Source organism: Agromyces fucosus (assembly GCF_004134865.1).
Taxonomy (GTDB): domain Bacteria; phylum Actinomycetota; class Actinomycetes; order Actinomycetales; family Microbacteriaceae; genus Agromyces; species Agromyces fucosus.
The window spans coordinates 266710-285448 of sequence record NZ_SDPO01000002.1 but is presented as its reverse complement, the minus strand read 5'-3'; the positions used below and the strand labels follow the sequence as shown (position 1 = coordinate 285448).

Sequence of the window (18739 nt, the reverse complement as noted above, 5' to 3'; positions counted from 1 at the left end):
GACTGCCACCGCCCGCCGACATCCGGAGCCGGCGACGCCCGTCGCCCGCGAACCGCCGACGCGCACTGCGCCGTCAGCGCAGTTCGAGCACGCTCCAGACGATCTCGCCCTTCTCGTCGGCGGTCGAGTGGTCGCGGCGGAAGCCGAGCTTGTCGAGCACGCGGAACGACGGCGTGTTCCACGTGCGCACGGTCGACCAGAGTCGCGACCTGCCCGTCTCGCGCGCCGCGGCGACCACGGCGGTCGCCGCCTCGGTGGCGTAGCCGTTGCCGTGCGCGCCCTGCAGCAACTCGTACGCGAGTTCGGGCTCGTCGAGGTTCGAGCGCCCGATGACGAGCCCGCAGTAGCCGAGGAAGTCGCCCTCGTCATGGCGCCGAAGCGTCAGGAGGTGGATGCCGCGGCCCGGGGCGCTCTCGCGTGCACCACGGATCTCCTCCGTCGCCTCCTCGAGGGTCGGCATCGCCTCGCCGCGTTCGCCGACGAGCAGGCGGTAGCCTGCGGCATCCGATTCCTCCCAGAGCCGGAGGGCCAGTCGTTCGGTGTGCAGCTCGAAGGGCATCGGTTCGTAGGGCATCGATTCACTCTCGCATCGGTTCATCGACGTGGCAAGACGGCGGCCAGTGGGGTCGGCGCCGGAGCCTGCACGGCGTCGACGCGCGCTCGTGCCTTGACGCACAGGTGAGAGGGGCATATATTCACCCACATGGGTGAATATCAGCTCGACTCCGTGCTCAGCGCCGTCGCCGATCCGACGCGTCGCGCGATCCTCGACCGGCTCCGGGTCTCCGACGCGCGCGTCACCGAACTGGCGCGCGAGTTCCCGATCTCGCTGAACTCGACGAGCAAGCACATCAAGGTGCTGGAGCGCGCCCAGCTCGTGCACCGGCACGTGCGCGGTCGCGACCACGTGCTCTCGCTCCGAGCCGAGGCGCTCGGCGACGCGGTCGCGTGGATGACGCAGTACCGCGAGTTCTGGGAGCAGCGCCTCGCCGCGCTCGAGGCCTTCGTGCTCGCGGGCGACCCCGAGGCCGGCGACCCCGAGGCCGGCGACGGCCGAGCGGATGACGCGGCGCCACCGAGCTCGCCCGACGACGCCCCGAAGGGTGCAGCACGATGACCGCGACCGTGACGGTGAGTCGGCGCATCGCGGCATCCGCCGAACGGCTCTTCGACGCCTGGCTCGACCCCGAGAGCCTCGCCGTCTGGATGCGTCGCGACGGCAGCGCGCCGTCGAGCGTGGTCGCCGACCGCCGGGTCGGCGGCGCCTTCGCGATCACGATGAACGACTCGGGCGGCTCCTTCGTGCACGCCGGCGCCTACACCGTGATCGACCGGCCGCACACGCTCGAGTTCACGTGGCGCTCGATCGCCACGCACCAGGTCGACTCGCTCGTTCGCGTCACTTTCACGCCCGACGGCGACGCCACGGTGGTCGAGGTGCGCCACGAGCGCCTGCCCGACGCCGAGGCCGTGCGCCGGCACACCGAGGGCTGGACCGAGATCATCGACCGATTCGCCCGAACACTCGCAGGGAACGGAGATTCATGATGCTGCTCGAAGACAAGGTGGCCGTGATCCACGGCGGCGGCGGGTCCATCGGCGCCGCGACGGCGCGGGTGTTCGCGCGCGAAGGGGCGAGGCTGTTCCTCGCCGGGCGGAGCCTGCCACGGCTCGAGGCCGCGGCGGCCGAGGCGCGGGAGCTCGGGGCATCCGTCGACATCGCGGTCGTCGACGCGATGGACCAGGCGGCCGTCGACCGGCACGTCGACGAGGTGACGGATGCCGCGGGGCGCGTCGACATCGCCCTGAACGCCGTCGGCTTCGACCACGTGCAGGGACTGCCGATCGCGGAGACCTCCCTCGCCGACTACCTGCACCCCGTCACCGGGTACCTGCAGACGAACTTCGTGACGGCGAAGGCGGTCTCGCGGCCCATGCTCGCGCAGGGCGGCGGCGTGATCCTCACGATCTCGACGCCCGGCGCGCGGCTCTCGGGCACTGGCCTCATCGGAAATGCCGCGCAGAGCGCCGGGCTCGAGGGCTTCTCGCGGGCGCTCGCCGGCGAGCTCGGCCCCGGCGGCGTGCGCGTCGTCTGCGTGCGACCGCACGCGATGGCCGATGCGTACGACACCTCGTACACGGGGGAGATGTTCGGCCGCATCGCGGCGGCGGGCGGCATTTCCCGCGACGAGTGGCTCGCAGGCCTCGCCGGCACGACCCTGCTCGGCCGGCTGCCGTCGCTCGTCGAGGTCGCGGAGTACCTCGCGTTCGCGGCATCCGACCGGGCGCGCTCGATGACCGGCGTGATCTCGAACCTCACGGCCGGGGCGCTCGTCGACTGAGTCTGGTCCGCGTCAGCCCTTCGGGGCGGTGTCGGCACTGTGGGCCGCGACGAGACCCGGAACACCGGCGTCGGCACGGCCGCGGATGAAGATGAGCGCGATGAGGGCGAAGACCGCCATCAAGAGCGTCGCGGGGGTCACGAAGGCGAGGAGCGGGTTCTGGGCGCCAGCGGCGGCGACGTCGATACCGCCGGTGGCGAGGAACGTCGTCGGGTCGGTGATCGCGTGCAGGAGGATCGGCCAGATCAGGTTGCCAGTGACGCGCAAGGTCAGGTACATCATGATGCCGAACACGAAGGTGTAGCCCATGGTCACCAGCACCGTGACGATCGGCTGGCCGGAGAGCACGTTGCTCGAGTGCAGCATTGCGAAGATCAGCGACGAGAGCACGGCGACGACCCACTCGTTGTACCCGTGCTTGCGCAGCAGCGTCACGGCGAGACCGCGGGTGAGCAGCTCTTCGGAGACGCCGACGAAGATGCCGACGAGGAAGGTGACGGCGATGACACCGCCGGTGTACTGGCTGTAGTCGGTGCCGAAGAGCCGGAGCAGCACCGGGATGAGCACGAGCACCGGCGCGATCCACATCCACCAACTGCCACGCACGGGCTGCTTGGTGAAGAGGGGCTTCGGGATCCAGCCGAGCGACCATGCGAAGGCGAGCAGGATGATCGAGCCGACGATCACCGGCATGCCGACCGCGAGGAAGACGCTCAGTGCGTCGCCGAACAGGTTCTCGAAGTCGATCGCATCACGGCCGAGCGTGTCGACGACCCATCCGGTGCCGAGGTAGAGGGCCAGGTACACGGCGGCGAGGCCGAACGCCTTCCACCAGCCGCCGCGGTTCCAGAACGACTGCCAGCGGGATTCGGAAACGTGGTCGGTCATGGTGCCTCATCTCAAGGGGGGCGAGGCGCGGAGTCTGCGCGCTCGTCAACGGTATCGCCGAGCCGTGCTCGGGAAACGCAGCGACGCCGTGTCGACACTGCGCGTCGCACTAACCGATGGCGATGACGAGGCTCAAAACGGCGAGCACGGCGACGATCGGCGTCATCGTGTACCGCTCGGCGGTACTGCGCGAGATTGCGTTCATCGGGATGCCGAGCACGAAGTACGCGAACACGACCCACATGCCGACGGTCGAGACCACGTCGGAGACGACGTCGACGGCGCCTGCTCGATCGAGCGCGAGCACCGCGATGACCGCGTAGATCACGATCGAGACCGCGCTGCCGATGCGCAGCCGTGTCGGGAGCACGCGGTGCTGCCCGCCCCACGCGAACCTGCCGAGTGGGGCGCCGAGGGCGAGTGCGAGTTGGAAGACGGCGAGGGCGGCGAGGATCGCGCAGAGCGCGACGGCGGCGAGCATGCCGTGAGCCTACCGGGCGAGGTGACGGCCAAGGGCCCGGTGCGAGTGCACCGGGCCCCTGTGCTCGCGGTCGGCCGATGGGCGGCCGACGTCGTGTCGTTCCTCTTACTCGAAGAGGGAGAGGGTGAGGTTGGCGGTGTAATCGCCGGCGGCGACGGTCGCGGGGGTGCGGAGGAAGAGGTTCGCGGTGGCGGTCCACTGTCCTTCGGTGGCGATGTCGCCGGAGTTCCAGGCCGAGGCGAGGAGCTCCTGGTCGACGAGGCCGACGGCGTTGGCGCCGGAATCGAGGACGGTGTCGACCTGGTCGCCTTCGGAGACCTGTCCGGATTCGCCGCCGTCGAGCAGGTCAGGGGTCCAGCCCAGGTGTCCGGCGCTGATCGGGGCCTGTCCGGCGCTGCCGGTGAAGTCGGTGGAGGTGCCGAGCACGTACCAGGCGGCGTCGGCGGGGATGTCCTCGGCGGCGCGGGTGTCGGTGACGGTGACGGTGGGCAGTGCGCCGGTGAACTGGCGCACGGTGGCGGTGGAGCCGTCTTCGAGGAGGTCGGTGCTGGTGCCGGCCACGGTCATGGCGAGGACGCCGGGCTCGCTCAACTCGGTGACCTCGACGTTCACGGCGACGTCGTGGTCGCCGTTGGTGCCTTCCTCGGCCATCGCGATGCCGGCGACGCCGACCAGCAGTGCGGTGCCGATCGTGACCGCGGTGCATCGTGCGGCGAATGCTGTCTTGCTCATTGGGATTCTCCTTGCATTGGTACGGGTGTCGTGCATTCGGAACTGGTGTCGAACAGGGTGAAGAGGTGGGATCAGTTGGCGGGCGCCGCCGCGTACGCCGTCTCGGTGGAGGCCGTCACGGGCGCACCGTCGATCGTCGCGGTCGCCGTGACGGTGACCGCGCCCGCGGGCACGCTCGTCTTGCGCGTCGAGAACACGTGGGTCGCGTTCTTGCCGGGGGCGACGGCGGCGAACGACTTGGTGCCGTACGCCGACTCGAAGGTCAGCGCCACCGGCACCGCCTCGTTGTTCGTCGCCTTCACCGAGAGCACCACCTTGCCGCCGATGATGCGCGGCTCGACCGTCACGGCCACCGCCAGCGTCGGGTTGGGGTTGATGCCGACCGGGATGACGGTCTGCTCCGCGCCGTTCACGACGACCGTGACGGCGCTCGGGTTCGTCGTCTTGTCGGCCGTCACGGTGAAGGAGGTGACCTGGCCGTTCGCCCACGTGCAGTCGACCGCGTAGCCGCCACGAGCGCGGAGGCCCGTGAACGAGCCGGTGGCGGCCCACTCGGCGGGCAGGGCCGGAACCAGCCGGATCTTGCCGTCGTGGCTCTGCAGCAGCATCTCGGTGATCGCCGCCGGGATGCCGAAGTTGCCATCCATCTGGAAGACGCCCGAAGCGGTGCAGAACAGGTTCGTCAGGGTGTTGTAGCTGAGCAGGCCCCGCACCATCTCGCGAGCGCGGAACGCATCGCCGAGGCGGGCGAACAGCGCGGCACGCCACGGCCACGCCCACGACTGGCGGCTGTCGCCGGAGACGGTGGCGGCCGTGAACGGCACCCCGGTCTTCTCGCCGCAACGGGCCTTCAGCGAGACGAGTGCCGCCGCCGCGAGCTCGGGCGTCTGCGTCGTGATCTGACGGCCGGGGAACACCGCGAACAGGTGCGAGGTGTGGCGGTGGATGCTGTTCGGGTCGTCGCGGTCGGTCTGCCACTCCTGCAGCTGGCCCCAGCTGCCGATCTTGTTCGGCGCGAGGCGCGACTGCAGGTCGGCGACGGTCGCCCGGTACTCCGGGTCGATGTCGAGGGCGTCGGCACTGTCGAGGTAGTTCTGGAACAGGTCCCAGATGATCTGCTGGTCGTACATGACGCCGTCTTCGCGGGGACCGTGCTCGGGCGACCAGCTGTTCGGCGACACGAGGGTGCCGTCGGGCAGTTCCTTGAGGCGGTGCTCCCAGAACTCGCAGATCTCCTTGAGGATCGGGTAGGCGACGTTCTGCAGGTAGTCGCGATCCTGCGTGTATGCGAAGTGCTCGTAGAGGTGCAGTGCGTACCAGGCGCTCGCGACGGTGTTCCACTCCCACGCGTTGCCGCCGAACACGCTCTGCGAGGTGCGTGCCGTCCAGCCTGGCGTGTTCTGGCCGAACGCGTTCTTCGTCGCGATGCGGCTCGGCACGGCTACCTGCTCGACGAAGCCGACGAGCGCCTCGTGCGACTCGGGCAGTGCCGTGCTCTCGGCCGCCCAGTAGTTCATCTGCACGTTGATGTTGGTGTGGTAGTCGGCGGCCCACGGCGGCTGATTGCTGTTGTTCCAGAGCCCCTGCAGGTTGGCGGGCAGGCCGCCTGGACGCGAGGAGCTGACCAGCAGGTAGCGGCCGTAGTCGTACATCGCCTGCTCGAGCGTGGGGTCGTCGCCGCCGGCCTTGTAGCGGGCGAGGCGCACACTCGTCGGCAGCGCCAGCACCGAGGCATCCGAATCGCCCCACGTCACCGTCGCCCGTGACATGAGCGCGGCGATCTGCGCCGTGTGCTCGCTGCGCAGCTCGGCGTACGGGCGAGCGGATGCCGCGGCGATCGCGGCATCGACGGCGGGCCGCGGCTCGGACCCGCGCCAGCCGTCGGCGGCACTCAGCTTGTAGTTCGTGCGGGCGTCGAGCACGAGGGTGATCGTCGAGGCGCCGGTGAACTTCAGCGAGGCGCCTTCGACGGTCACCTCGCCGTCGGTGTCGGCGATCTGGATCGTGGCGGCGTGCTTGAGGCCGTTGCCCAGGGTGCCCTGGAAGCCGAGCCGTCGCGCGGCGCCATCGGCCGTCGTGGGAGCGGAGGCGTGCGCCGAGGTGACGTCGATCGTGCCGGTGAGGCCGGCTGCGGCATCCGTCGTGTAGCGGAGCACCACCACGTCGGAGGCGCGGCTCGCGAAGGACTCGCGCAGCACGCGGCCCGCGGGCGTCGAGAACTGCGTGACCTGTACGCCGACGGAGGTGTCGAGCGCGCGCCGGTAGTCGGCGATCACGCGTCGGGTGCGGCTGTCGAAGCCGGTGCCGACGAACGCGACGCCGGCGAGCTGCAGGGTGCCGGGCGCGGTGAACGTCAGGCGGTACAGCGAGTAGGTCGTCGTGTTCGCGAAGGCGAACTCCTTCGCCTCGCCGCGAGCGGCGAAGGTCTGGCCGGACTTCGTGTCGAGGGTGACCCAGGTGTTCGCACCGTTCGACGCCTCGAGCTTCCAGTCACGGGGGTCGAGCTCGGGCTGGTCGGCCGCGCTCGTGAGCACGTACTTGGTGAGCGCCTGCTTCGTGGGGAGCTCGAGCTGCCAGCTCGCGCCCGAGCCGACGCCGTCGACCCGCCAGACGGTCGAGGGGTCGCCGTCGACGCTGCGCACGAGGTCGCTGCCCGCGTCGGCCGAGTGGCCGCTGGGGGAGGTCGCGTAGACCAGTCCGCCGCCGGCCATGTCGACGCCGACGAGGCTGATCTCGGCCACCTGGAAGTGGCTGACCCCGGCGATCGGCAGGATGTCGAAGCGGTAGAACCGGTAGGCCGTGGTGTTCGCGAACTCGAAGGTCTTCGTCTGCAGCCGCTGCTCGAACGGCGGGATCGCGCGCGTGTCGAGGGTCGCCCAAGTGGTGCCGTCGTTGGAGCCGAGCAGGCTCCAGTTCTGCGGATCGCGAGCCGGCACGTCTGCGGCGCTCGTGAACTTGTAGGACGACACGACCGTCGGGGCCGGCAGCTGAGCCTGCCACAGCACGTGGGCGGGCGGCGCGATGATGCACCACTTGGAATTGGGGTCGCCGTCGTATGTCTGCGCGACCGTCTGGCTCGAGGTCGAGTCCTGGTACGGCCCGCCGGGTGCCGTGACCGTCGGCCGTCCACCGAACGAGACCTTCACGGTGCCGAAGTTCAGGTAGGAGCCGAAGCCGGTCATGCTCGTGTCGAAGGCGGTCTCGGACTGGCCCATGAGGGCGTTGTCGTAGTTGTTGACACCGCCCCAGAGGCTCTGCTCGTTGAACTGCACGACCTCTTCCTCGGGGTGGCTGTAGAGCATGGCGCCGAGGCGGCCGTTGCCGACGGGCAGGGCCTGCGATGCCCAATCGGTGCCCGGTACGCCGTACCAGAGCGACTTGGTGGAGATGTCGGGGAGCTCGAGTGCTCCGACGGTGGCGCGCCGGACTCCGGCGATCGCCGCGGCGGAAGCGGACTGCGCGGTCAGCAGGTTCGGGAGGAGCGGCGCCAGGGCAGCCACGCTGCCGAGCTGGAGCGCTCGTCGCCGCGGCATTTCACGGTTCAGAATCAAGGGGACCTCCGGGACGTCGTTGTCGGGATGCAGTGAGCAAATATCCTATTTGATTCTCACCGCCTTCATATTGCCGGACGACGGGCCGGATGTACAGGGGGGCGCGGGCATATGACGCGTTGGGTGCTCGGGCGCACGAACTCGGTCGAGCTGATCGATTGACAATCGATAGAGAAATAACGAAACTCGATGCATGCGTACGATCGATCGCGTCATCGTGCCCCTGCGAGTCCTGCTCGTGCTCGTCTTCGTCGGGCTGTTGATCGCGCAACTGCTGAGCCTGCCCGGCCAGTTCTCCCACATGGCGAGCGAGCATCCCGAGAGCGGATTCATCCCGTGGCTGCTGTTGACCTTCTCGATCCTCGAGGTGCTGTGCTTCCAGGTCGTCATCGTCTGCACGTGGCGGCTGCTCAGCCTCGTCCGGTCCGACCGGATCTTCAGCGAAGAGGCCTTCGCCTGGGTCGACGGCATCGTCTGGGCGATGGTCGTCGCCTGGGTGCTGCTGGCGGGAGTTTCGGCCTACTTCGTCTCGGTCATCTACTTCACGCCCGAACTGCGCGACCCCGGCATCCCAGTGGTGCTCACGGGCATGGTGCTGATCGGTGCGGTACTCGTGCTGACCATGGTGGTGATGCGCGCGCTGCTCCGCCAGGCGACGCTACTGCGTACCGACCTCGAGGACGTGATCTGATGCCGATCATCGTGCGCATCGACGTCGAGCTCGCGAAGCGCAAGATGAGCGTGGGGGAGTTCGCCGATCGCATCGGGCTCACCCCGGCGAACGTGGCCGTGCTGAAGAACGGCCGCGCGAAGGCGGTCCGCTTCACCACGCTCGACGCGATGTGCCGCGTGCTCGGATGCCAGCCCGGCGACCTGCTCGAGTGGGTCGAGGAGGTCGCCGGGCCCGCTGCATCCGACGACGCCTGAGAGGCGTGTCGGCTACGACGACGACCGGTCCGCTGCCGTCGCCGTCGCTGCGGCCGCCGCAGCGCGCAGCACCGACCGGACGTCGCGCGGCGGTCGCCCGAGGGCGGCGTCCACGCCGTCGGTGGGGAGCACGTTCCGCCCGTCGAAGGTCTCGCGGCAGAGCTCGGTGAGCAGGGTCGCGACGGCCTCGCCCGCCTCCGCCGCCACTGCGGCGTGGAACTCGTCGAAGCCCATCGGCAGGTACGCGACCTCTCGCCCGGTGGTCTCCGACATGATCGCCGCGACCTCGGCGAACGTCAGCGACTCCGGTCCGGTCACCTCATGGACGCGGTTCGCGTGCACCGCTCCGGGCTCGGTGAGTGCGGCGACGGCGACCGCTGCCACGTCGTCGACGTCGATGAACGGCTCCCGAACGGCGGCGGCGGGAAGGGCCAGCACCCCGGTGACGGTCGCGTCGCTCAGCATGCCCTCGGTGAAGTTCTGCGCGAACCAGCTCGCCCGCACGATCGTCGCCGGCACGCTCGATGCGAGCAGGATGTCCTCGCAGCGGCGCGCGCCGTCTTCGCCGCGCCCCGAGAGCAGCACGATGCGCTCGACACCCGCGTCGGCTGCGACATCCGCCAGACGCGCGATCGCCGTCTCGGAACCGGGGGCGGCCAGGTCGGGCACATAGGCCGCGTACACGCGGTCGATACCCCGCAGGGCGTCGGCCCAGCGCTCCGGGTGCTCCCAGTCGAACGCCGGGCTCGTGCCGCGGGAGAGTCGGCGCACTGCGAAGCCCTCCGCCTCGAGGAGATCGGCGACGCGGCGGCCGGTCTTGCCGGTGGAGCCGATGACGGCGAAGTTCGTTGACATGATGGGTTCCTTTCGGTGGGTGGTGAGTCCACCTTCGACCGAAGTCTCCGGACGTTCAATCGCCATGCGGCCGGATTCGTATGCCGATCGTCCGGATCTGCGGATCTGCGGTCAAGTTGCATGGCACGTTGGATTCATGGTCAACCCGCGCACGCCCGTCGCCGAGGACCACCTCGGCGACGGCCTCCACCTGCTCCGGTTCACCGGCGCGCTCTACTGCCGTGCCGAGCTTACGGCGCCGTGGGGCGTGGAGTTCCCCGAGCTCGAGGGGTTCATGATGCTGCCCGTCGTGCTCGCCGGCCGATGCGTCCTCGAGATCGACGGTGAGCGGCACTCGCTCGAGGCGGGCAGCGCCGCACTCGTCACGCGCGGCGCATCGCATCGACTGCTGAGTGCAGCGGATGCCTCGAGCACGCCGCTGTTCGAGATCCCCGTCGAGCAGGTGAGCGACACCTACGAGCACATGCGCTTCGGGGGAGGGGGTGATCGCACGCAGATCGCCTACGCGGCCCTGCAGGTCGACGGTGCGCTCTCCGCCCGGCTGATCCAGGAGCTCCCCGCCGTCATCAGGGTCGACTCGTGGGACGACGGCGAGTCGGGCGCGTTCCAGGCCGTGCTGCGACTGCTCGCCCGGGAGGCGGAGAGCATCCAGCCCGGAGGCGAGGCCGTCATGACCAGCCTCGCGGACGTGCTCGTCGTGCAGGTGCTTCGCTCGTGGCTGCGGAGCTCGGAGTCGTCGGCCACCGGATGGCTCGCCGCCCTCCGCGACCCGCACATCGGGCGCGCGCTCGGCCGCATGCATGCTCGCCTCGATCACGACTGGACCCTGGTCGAACTCGCGCGGGAGGCGAACATGTCGCGCTCCTCGTTCGCCGAGCGCTTCACGGCGCTCGTCGGCGAACCGCCCATGCGCTACCTCGCGGCCTGGCGTCTCGAGCAGGCGCGTGCCGAGCTCGCGGGCACGACCGACTCGATCGCGTCGATCTCGAGTCGGGTCGGCTACGCCTCGGAGGCGTCGTTCGGGCGTGCGTTCAAGCGGCACCACGGTTCGACGCCGGGAGCGGTGCGTCGCGAAGGAGGCGGGTTCGGCGTCGCGGCGTTGCGCCCGCCGCCGGCCGCCTCCCCGTGACGCCTACTCCGCGTTGCGCGCCACGGTCAACTCGGCGGACTGGATGACGGCCTCGACCCCGAGCAGGAAGAGGTCCTCGTCCTTCAGGTCGGCGAGCTCGCTGTTGAAGGCCGTGATCAGCGGGAACCGGCGGGGGTCGGCGAGGATCGGACCGTCGAACCAGGGGCCCGGTTCGGGGCCGTCGCCGCGCTCGGCGCGGCCTCGCGCGATGCCGGCGGCGCTCGAGAGCACGTGCGAGGCGAGCAGGGCGTAGTGCCGCACCACGTCGTCGCCGGCCAGCCCGGCCTCGGCGAACGCCTCGAGCATGATCTCGATGGCCTCGAGCTCGCCCGGTCCGTGAGTCGTGAGCACGATGGCCTCGGCCCCGATGGCCGGGTGCGCGGAGTAGTGGGCCAGGGTCGCGCGTGAGAGCTGCCGCAGTCGTTCGCGCCACTCGGCCCTCTCCGCGGTGACGGCGGCGACGCTGCGCAGCGTCAACTCGTCGAGGAGCGCCTCCATCAGCTGCTCCTTGCTGCGGAAGTGCCGGTAGATCGCCGTGGGGTCGGCACCGAGCTGGGTGCCGAGCTCGCGTACCGAGATCGTGGGGGTCGCGGAGGTCGCGGCCAGTTCGAGGCCTGCGGCCACGATGGATTCGCGGTCGAGGCGAGCCCGGCCGGTCGATGCGCGGGTGGCACCGCCACGGTTGGAGCCTGTCGCTGTCAAATCGCCTCCTCCTCCTCGTTCGAAGTCTCATCGTGTCACGTCCCGGCGGACGGAAGCGTCTGGGCCGCGGTCGACATCGTCAGCATAACGAATGCGAGCACAATGTTGTCAACACAGTTGACAGCGGTGCTGGGCGTCGCTAGCGTCACCTTCACCAACCGTTCGACGAGGAAGCGAGGGCGACGTGTCAGCTGCCGATGTGCTGTTCACCGGAGCGGCCGTGTTCACTGGAACCGGCCGTCCAATTCAGGGTCACGCCGTGGCCGTCACCGGCGATCGCATCACAGCGGTCGTCCCCGAGGCCGAGGCGTCTGCGCTCATCGGCGAGGGGACGCGGGTCATCCAGCTCGACGGGGCGTTGCTGAGCCCCGGCTTCCAAGACGCGCACGTGCACCCGATCGGCGCCGGCGTCGAGCTGCTCATGTGCAACCTCACCGAGGCGGAGAGCGCCGAAGAGGCCGTCGCCACGGTGAAGGCCTACGCCGATGCGAACCCCGACGAGGCATGGATCCTCGGCGGAGGCTGGTCGATGGACCACTACCCCGGGGGAGCGCCGGTGCGTGCGCTGCTCGACGCGGTCGTGCCCGACCGCCCCGTCGCGCTCTCGAGCCGCGACCACCACAGCGTGTGGGCGAACACCGCCGCCATCACGCTCGCCGGACTCGACGCCGCCACCCCCGACCCCGTCGACGGCCGCATCGAGCGCGAGGCCGACGGCTTCCCCGCCGGCACGTTCCACGAGGGCGCGGAGCACCTGTTCGACCACGTGCGCCCGGGCGTCGACGCCGACTTCGCCTACGCGGGCCTCTTGCGTGCCCAGGACGAGCTGCTCGCACTCGGCATCACCGGCTGGCAGGACGCCATGATCGGCAGCATCTCGGGCATCGAGAGCGTCGACGACATCTACCGCCGCGCGGTCGCCGAGGGCACGCTGCGCGTGCACGTCGTGGGTGCCCAGTGGTGGGAGCGCGACGGCGGCATCGACCAGGTCGAGCGGATGGTCGCTCGTCGCGACGAACTCCTCGCCGCCGGCACGACCGAGCGCTACTCGCTCGGCACCACCAAGATCATGGTCGACGGCGTCGCCGAGAACCAGACCGCCGCGATGCTCACGCCCTACCGCGACAGCCACGGCCATGACACCGACAACACAGGGCTCTCGTTCGTCGACCCGGCCTTCCTGAAGCAGGTCGTGACCGAGCTCGACGCCGCCGGCATGCAGGTGCACTTCCACGCACTCGGCGACCGCGCCGTGCGCGAGGCCCTCGACGCGATCGAGGCGGCACGCGCGGCCAACGGCCCGACCGACGGCCGCCACCACCTCGCGCACCTCCAGATCGTCGAGGAGTCGGAGACCGCCCGCTTCGCGCCGCTCGACGCGGTCGCGAACCTGCAGGCGCTCTGGGCGACGCACGAAGACCAGATCGACGACCTCACGCTGCCGTTCCTCCAGGACGGCGCCGAGGCCCGCCAGTATCCGTTCGGCGACCTCGTCCGCGGCGGTGCGCGCCTCGCGGCGGGCAGCGACTGGCCCGTGTCGAGTGCCGACCCGATGGACGCGATCCACATCGCCGTCAACCGCATCGCCCCAGGGCTCGACTACGAGCCGCTCGGCGGCGAGCACCAGCGTCTCGACCTCGAGACGGCGATGGCGGCCTACACCTCGGGCACCGCCTACGTGAACCACCGCGACCACGACACGGGATACATCCGCGAGGGCTACCTCGCCAACCTCGTCGTGCTCGAGCCGAACCCCTTCAGCCTCCCCCAGGAGGAGATCCACCGCGCGACGGTGACCTCCACCTGGATCGAGGGCACGTCCGCCTTCACCCGCACTGCCTGACCAAGAGGAGCCGCAATCATGTCCCCGTCCCCCGTCATGCCCTCCCGAGGCACCGGTCGTCGCATCGCGTCGATCATCGCCGCCGGGCTGGGAGCAGCACTCGTCCTGACCGGCTGCTCCGGCGCCGAACCCGAGAAGGCCCAGCCCGCCGAGTGGGAGCTCACGTCGACGACCGATGCACCCTCGGGTGACCTCGAGTCGTTCACGTGGGCGAACTACGCCGAGCCCTACTCGCTCGACTACGCGTACGCGTTCGACTACGCCGACAACATGGTGCTCGCCAACGTCTGCGAGTCGCTCATGCGCCTGAACCCCGACTGGACCCTCTCCCCGGGCCTGGCGGAGTCGGTCGCGCACCCGACGCCCGAGACCTGGGTCTACGAGATCCGCGACGGCGTGACCTTCCACGACGGCACCCCGCTGACCGCGGCCGACGCCGTGGCATCGATGAACCGCCACCTCGACCCCGCCGTGGGATCGTCGTGGTACTCGACGTACCAGAACGTGGCCTCGATCGAGCAGACCGGCGACATGCAGGTCACCGTCACGATGACCGGCCCCGACTCGCAGTTCAACCTCGGCATGGGCGGCTCCGCCGGTGTCATCGAGTCGGCTGCGACGCTGGCCGACAAGGGCGCCGACTACGGCAACTCGACCGGCGGCGTGAACTGCACCGGCCCGTTCAGCTTCGGCGAGTGGCAGTCGGGCGAGTCCATCACCCTCGAGCGCTACGACGGCTACTGGGACCCCGAGCTCACCGCTCGCTCCGCCGAGGTGAAGTTCATCTTCATGAACGACGCCAACGCGCGCACCAACGCCCTGAAGTCGGGCGAGGTCGACGGCGGCTGGATGATTCCGGCCGACGCAGTGCCGCAACTGCTCGACTCCGACCAGGGCGACATGCTCTTCGGCCTGAACACCGCGGTCAACAACCTGATCATCTCCGATCTCGACGGCCCGCTGGGCGACGTGCGCGTGCGGCAGGCGCTGCTCATGGCGCTCGACCGCCAGGGCATCGTCGACGCGGCGGTCAAGGGCTACGGCACCACGACCGACGTGCTCACGACCGAGTCGGTGTGGGACGGGGCGAGCGATGCGGCGATCGCCACGGCCTTCGGCGACGTCGAGGAGTACCCCTACGACGTCGAAGCAGCGAAGAAGCTCGTCGAGGAAGCAGGGGCGACGGGCGCGGAGCTCACCTACGTGACCGCCCCGATCAGCAGCGACTTCAATGTCTACGCGCAGGCCACTGCTGCAGCCGCGGAGTCGATCGGCCTCACGGTCAACATCGAGACCGTCACGCCGAACGCGTACACCGCGCTGTTCTCCGACCCGACGGCTCGCGAGGGCGTCGACCTGTTCTACACCTCGTGGTACCTCTCGAGCCCCGACCCGCTCGAGATGTACAGCGTGCTGCGCACCGACGAGTTCAGCAACTACGGCGGATGGTCGAACCCCGAGTTCGACGCCGTCGTGAATGAGGCGCTCGCGATCCAGGACCCCGCCGAGCGCTCGGAGAAGACCGCCGAAGCGCAGCAGATCGCCAACGAGGAACTTCCGTGGCTGCCGATGTTCGAGGCTCCCGTGACGCTCTTCATGGGCGAACGCATCACCGGTGTCTCGCCGTCCATCGCCTTCATGTACTACCCCTGGGCAGCAACCATTGGCGCACGCTAGCACCGACGGGCGCAGCCTCGTCCACCTCGGCGGAGCGGCGGTCACCCGATGACCACGCTCCGCCGGGTGGCGGGCAAGCTCGGCGCCCTGCTCCTCACGCTCTTCCTCGCATCACTGCTCGTCTTCTTCTCGCGGTTCCTCGTGCCGGGTGACCCGGTCAGCTTCCTGCTGCGCGGACGGAAGCCCAGCCCCGAGGCCGTGGCCCAGGTCACCGCGCAGTACGGTCTCGACCTGCCGCCCTGGCAGCAGTACCTGAACTGGCTGACCGGCGTGCTGCAGGGCGACTTCGGTCGCTCGCTGCAGTACCGGCAGGATGTCTCGCAGGTGATCGGCGATCGCCTGCCCGTGACCCTCGGCCTCGTCGTCATGGCGGGCACGATGATCGCGATCGTCGGCCTCACAGCCGGCATCGTGGCATCCCTGAACCGTGGCAAGGTGCTCGACCGGGCCGTGCTCATCGGCCTCACCGTGCTCGGGGCCATCCCGTCGTTCGTCGGCTCCATCGTGCTGATCGCGATCTTCGCGGTGCAGCTCGGCTGGTTCCCGTCGTTCGGGTCGGGCGAGGGCTTCTGGGACACGATCTACCACCTCGTGCTGCCGTCGATCGCGCTCGCGATCGTGTTCGTCGTGCTCGTCGGCAAGGTCACCCGTTCCTCGATGGTCGAGCAGCTCGGCCGCGAGCACGTCGAGGTGGCGACCAGCCGCGGTCTGAAGCGCGGCACCGTCATCCGTCGTCACGTCTTCCGCAACTCGATCGGCCCGATCCTCACCGTCAGCGGCGTGCTCGTGGCGGGTCTCCTCGTCGCGAGCTCGATCGTCGAGGCGGCGTTCGGCCTCGCCGGCATCGGCTCGCTCCTCGTGGCGTCGGTCGACCGTCTCGACTTCCCGGTCGTGCAGGCGATCGTGCTGCTCATCGTCACGGCGTTCGTCGTGGTGAACGCGATCATCGACGTCCTCGAACCGTGGATCGACCCCCGAGCCGCCGCAGGAGCTGGTGCCCGATGACGACCCCCACCATGGCCATGAAGGTGTTGCGCTCGCCCCGCGCGCGGCGCTCGAGCACCACGTTCCTCATCAGCGCCGTGTTCCTCGGCGCGGTGACGATCGCCGCGATCTTCGCGTCGTTCCTCGCCCCGTATCCGCCGAACCAGGTCGACCTGCTGAACATCCAGGCCGGGCCGAGCCCGGCGCACTGGCTCGGCACCGACGCGCTCGGCCGCGACACCCTCAGCCGCATGATGTACGGAGCGCGCACCGCGCTCCTCGCGCCCCTGCTCGTCGTCGTCTTCTCGACGATCGTCGGAATCCTGCTCGGCCTGCTCGCCGGCTGGCGCGGCGGCTGGATCGACTCCGTGCTCGGCCGCATCTTCGACGTGATCTTCGCCTTCCCGGCGCTGCTCCTCGCGATCATGGCGGTCGCGCTCTTCGGCAAGGGCCTCGTGGCCCCGGTCGTCGCGATGAGCATCGCGTACGCCCCGTTCGTCGCGCGCCTGACACGCTCGCTCATCGCCTCGGAGCGCTCGCGACCCTACGTCGCCGCGTATCGGGTGCAGGGCTTCGGCGGCGGGTTCATCGCGCTGCGCCGAGTGCTGCCCAACGTGATGCCGATCGTCGGCGCGCAGTCGACCCTGAACTTCGGCTACGTGCTCGCCGAGCTCGCGGCCCTGTCGTTCCTCGGCCTCGGCGTCCAGGCGCCCACGGCCGACTGGGGTGCGATGGTCAACGAGGCGCAGTCGGGCCTCATCGGCGGCTACTTCCTTCCCGCGCTCGTGCCAGCGGTCGCGATCGTGCTCGTCGTCGTCGCGGTCAACGTGATCGGCGAGGAACTCTCGGACCGCATCGGAGGCGAGATCCCCGCATGACACTCCTCGACATCTCCGAGCTCACGCTCGACCTGCCGAACGGCAAGCGATTGCTCGACGGCATCAGCCTCACCGTCGCCGAAGGGGAGACCGTCGGCCTCGTCGGCGAGTCGGGCTCGGGCAAGTCGCTCACGGCCCGCTCGGTCCTGGGGCTCCTGCCGAGCCGCGCGACCATGGGCGGTTCGGTGCAACTGCTCGACCAGTCGGTGCTCGACGCGAGCCGCCGGCAATTGCTCGAGCTGCGCCGCACCCGTGCGTCGATGATCTTCCAGGACCCGCGGGCGGGCATCAACCCGATGCGCACGGTCGGCGACCACCTCACCGAGACGATGCGACTCTGCGAGGGCCGCTCGGCGGCCGACGCGAGAGCCGTCGCCATCTCGCTCATGGAGGCGGTGCGCCTGCCGCGACCCGAAGAGCACCTGCACCAGTACCCGCATGAGCTCTCGGGCGGCATGCTGCAGCGCGTCATGATCGCCGGCGCGCTCACGAGCTCGCCGCGGCTGCTCATCTGCGACGAGCCGACGACCGCGCTCGACGTCACGACGCAGGCCGAGATCATCGGCGTGCTCGCCGAGCAGCGGGCGAGCCGCGGCATGGGCATGCTCTTCATCACCCACGACCTGAACCTCGCCGCCGCGATCTGCGATCGCGTCTACGTCATGAGCGCGGGCCGGGTCGAGGAGCAGGGCGATGCACGTCAGGTGTTCCGCAACCCGCAGGCGGCGTACACCAAGCGACTCGTCGCCGCGACGCCGACGATCGTCGTCCGCGACTCGTCGACGCCCACCGATGCGGGCACGGATGCCGCGGCGTCGACGAACCCGGACGCGGCGGTTGGGGCGTCGACCGGCGGGGCGGCATCCGCTTCGTCGACGGTCGCGGTGCCTGCGACCGAGCCGATGCTCTCGGCGACCGGCATCTCGAAGACGTACACGCGCCGGGGCAAGGAGCCGGTGCACGCGGTCATCGACGCCTCGATCGAGATCCCGCGGGGCGGCGCCCTCGGCGTCGTCGGCGAATCGGGCTCGGGCAAGTCGACGTTCGCCCGCATGATCGTGGGCCTCGAGCAGGCTGATGCCGGCGACATCCGCATCGCCGGACGCGAGCGCACCTCGGTGCCGAGCTCGCGCGTCGAGCGGCTCGAGCACGCCCGCTCGGTGCAGATGGTCTTCCAGGACCCGTACCTCTCGCTCGATCCGCGCATCACCGCGGGCAAGGCGATCGAGGACGCGATGCGACTGCACCGGCGCCTCAGCACGACGGATGCCCGCGAGCGCGTGCTCGAACTGCTCGAGCAGGTCGGCCTCGGCGACGTGCACGCCCAGGCGCGCCCGCGGACCCTCTCGGGCGGACAGCGGCAGCGCGTCGCACTCGCCCGGGCGCTCGCGATCGAGCCCGACGTGCTCGTGATGGACGAGGCGACGAGCGCGCTCGACGTGTCGGTGCAGGCGCAGGTGCTCTCCCTCGTCGAGGAGATCCGCCGTGAGCGCGGCCTCACCGTGCTCTTCATCAGTCATGACCTCGCGGTCGTGCGACGGCTCTGCGACGAGACGGTCGTCATGAAGACCGGTGCGATCGTCGAGCGTGGTCGCACGATCGAGCTGCTCGGCAACCCGCAGCATCCGTACACGCGACTGCTCATCGACTCCGTGCCGCGACCCGAGTGGAACCTCGACGCCGTGGCCGCGGAGGCGAGCGAACTCGAGGATCCCGTGGCGCAGAACTGAGCGCTCGCCCTGTCGAATCG

Annotated in this window: 18 protein-coding genes; 11 read left to right on the top strand and 7 right to left on the bottom strand. The window is 69.9% G+C overall.

Going from position 1 to position 18739, the window contains the following annotated elements; translation table 11 throughout:
- Nucleotides 1-73 precede the first annotated feature (73 nt).
- Entirely contained in the window at nt 74-574 is a 501-nt protein-coding gene (locus tag ESP57_RS07125) for a GNAT family N-acetyltransferase (RefSeq protein WP_129231068.1), read from the bottom strand.
- A gap of 129 nt (nt 575-703) precedes the next feature.
- On the opposite strand from ESP57_RS07125, the gene ESP57_RS07120 reads away from it, so the two are divergent.
- The 3 genes from ESP57_RS07120 to ESP57_RS07110 are packed head-to-tail and all read left to right on the top strand — an operon-like array spanning nt 704 to nt 2342.
- The gene (locus ESP57_RS07120; protein ID WP_129231067.1) at nt 704-1117 is read left to right on the top strand and encodes an ArsR/SmtB family transcription factor; all 414 of its coding nucleotides are present in this window, start codon (nt 704-706) and stop codon (nt 1115-1117) included.
- Nucleotides 1114-1548 (top strand): SRPBCC family protein, encoded by a 435-nt coding sequence (locus tag ESP57_RS07115; protein ID WP_129231066.1) that lies wholly within the window; start codon nt 1114-1116, stop codon nt 1546-1548. Before ESP57_RS07120 ends, ESP57_RS07115 begins: the two co-directional genes overlap by 4 nt.
- On the top strand, nt 1545-2342 hold the full coding sequence (locus tag ESP57_RS07110; RefSeq protein ID WP_207904503.1) for an SDR family NAD(P)-dependent oxidoreductase: 798 nt from the start codon (nt 1545-1547) through the stop codon (nt 2340-2342). Before ESP57_RS07115 ends, ESP57_RS07110 begins: the two co-directional genes overlap by 4 nt.
- 12 nt (nt 2343-2354) lie before the next feature.
- Here ESP57_RS07110 and ESP57_RS07105 read toward each other — a convergent pair whose 3' ends face one another.
- The 4 genes from ESP57_RS07105 to ESP57_RS07090 form a co-directional block, all read right to left on the bottom strand.
- A complete protein-coding gene (locus ESP57_RS07105) occupies nt 2355-3230 on the bottom strand; it encodes a CPBP family intramembrane glutamic endopeptidase (protein ID WP_056005261.1) in 876 nt (291 codons plus the stop codon).
- A 109-nt stretch (nt 3231-3339) separates the two neighbouring features.
- The gene (locus ESP57_RS07100) at nt 3340-3711 is read right to left on the bottom strand and encodes a hypothetical protein (RefSeq protein WP_056005258.1); all 372 of its coding nucleotides are present in this window, start codon (nt 3709-3711) and stop codon (nt 3340-3342) included.
- 105 nt (nt 3712-3816) lie between these two features.
- Nucleotides 3817-4443, bottom strand: coding sequence for a hypothetical protein (locus tag ESP57_RS07095; RefSeq protein WP_207904502.1), 627 nt, complete (start codon nt 4441-4443; stop codon nt 3817-3819).
- 71 nt (nt 4444-4514) lie between these two features.
- Nucleotides 4515-7943 carry a glycosyl hydrolase family 95 catalytic domain-containing protein gene (locus ESP57_RS07090; RefSeq protein ID WP_207904501.1) on the bottom strand — a complete coding sequence of 1143 codons (3429 nt, stop codon included), beginning with the start codon at nt 7941-7943 and terminating at the stop codon, nt 4515-4517.
- A 244-nt stretch (nt 7944-8187) separates the two neighbouring features.
- On the opposite strand from ESP57_RS07090, the gene ESP57_RS07085 reads away from it, so the two are divergent.
- Both ESP57_RS07085 and ESP57_RS07080 read left to right on the top strand, forming a co-directional pair.
- Nucleotides 8188-8685: a DUF2975 domain-containing protein gene (locus tag ESP57_RS07085; protein ID WP_129231064.1), complete on the top strand. Its 498-nt coding sequence runs from the start codon at nt 8188-8190 to the stop codon at nt 8683-8685.
- Nucleotides 8685-8921, top strand: a complete 237-nt coding sequence (locus ESP57_RS07080; RefSeq protein ID WP_129231063.1) for a helix-turn-helix domain-containing protein — start codon at nt 8685-8687, stop codon at nt 8919-8921. The genes ESP57_RS07085 and ESP57_RS07080 overlap by 1 nt, the downstream gene beginning before the upstream one ends.
- Nucleotides 8922-8933: 12 nt before the next feature.
- On the opposite strand, the gene ESP57_RS07075 is transcribed toward ESP57_RS07080, so the two are convergent.
- Nucleotides 8934-9776: an SDR family oxidoreductase gene (locus ESP57_RS07075; protein ID WP_129231062.1), complete on the bottom strand. Its 843-nt coding sequence runs from the start codon at nt 9774-9776 to the stop codon at nt 8934-8936.
- A gap of 136 nt (nt 9777-9912) precedes the next feature.
- Here ESP57_RS07075 and ESP57_RS07070 point away from each other — a divergent pair, with 136 nt between their 5' ends.
- On the top strand, nt 9913-10905 hold the full coding sequence (locus tag ESP57_RS07070; protein WP_129231061.1) for an AraC family transcriptional regulator: 993 nt from the start codon (nt 9913-9915) through the stop codon (nt 10903-10905).
- A 3-nt stretch (nt 10906-10908) separates the two neighbouring features.
- Here ESP57_RS07070 and ESP57_RS07065 read toward each other — a convergent pair whose 3' ends face one another.
- Nucleotides 10909-11607, bottom strand: coding sequence for a TetR/AcrR family transcriptional regulator (locus ESP57_RS07065; protein ID WP_129231060.1), 699 nt, complete (start codon nt 11605-11607; stop codon nt 10909-10911).
- A gap of 184 nt (nt 11608-11791) precedes the next feature.
- Here ESP57_RS07065 and ESP57_RS07060 point away from each other — a divergent pair, with 184 nt between their 5' ends.
- The 5 genes from ESP57_RS07060 to ESP57_RS07040 are packed head-to-tail and all read left to right on the top strand — an operon-like array spanning nt 11792 to nt 18719.
- Nucleotides 11792-13450, top strand: a complete 1659-nt coding sequence (locus tag ESP57_RS07060) for an amidohydrolase (protein ID WP_129231059.1) — start codon at nt 11792-11794, stop codon at nt 13448-13450.
- A gap of 18 nt (nt 13451-13468) precedes the next feature.
- Nucleotides 13469-15127, top strand: coding sequence for an ABC transporter substrate-binding protein (locus tag ESP57_RS07055; protein WP_243648442.1), 1659 nt, complete (start codon nt 13469-13471; stop codon nt 15125-15127).
- 48 nt (nt 15128-15175) lie between these two features.
- Nucleotides 15176-16132, top strand: a complete 957-nt coding sequence (locus ESP57_RS07050; protein WP_056005230.1) for an ABC transporter permease — start codon at nt 15176-15178, stop codon at nt 16130-16132.
- Nucleotides 16129-16989, top strand: coding sequence for an ABC transporter permease (locus tag ESP57_RS07045; protein WP_129231058.1), 861 nt, complete (start codon nt 16129-16131; stop codon nt 16987-16989). Before ESP57_RS07050 ends, ESP57_RS07045 begins: the two co-directional genes overlap by 4 nt.
- Complete coding sequence (locus ESP57_RS07040; RefSeq protein ID WP_129231057.1) at nt 16986-18719, top strand: dipeptide ABC transporter ATP-binding protein; 1734 nt, start codon at nt 16986-16988, stop codon at nt 18717-18719. The genes ESP57_RS07045 and ESP57_RS07040 overlap by 4 nt, the downstream gene beginning before the upstream one ends.
- Nucleotides 18720-18739 lie beyond the last annotated feature (20 nt).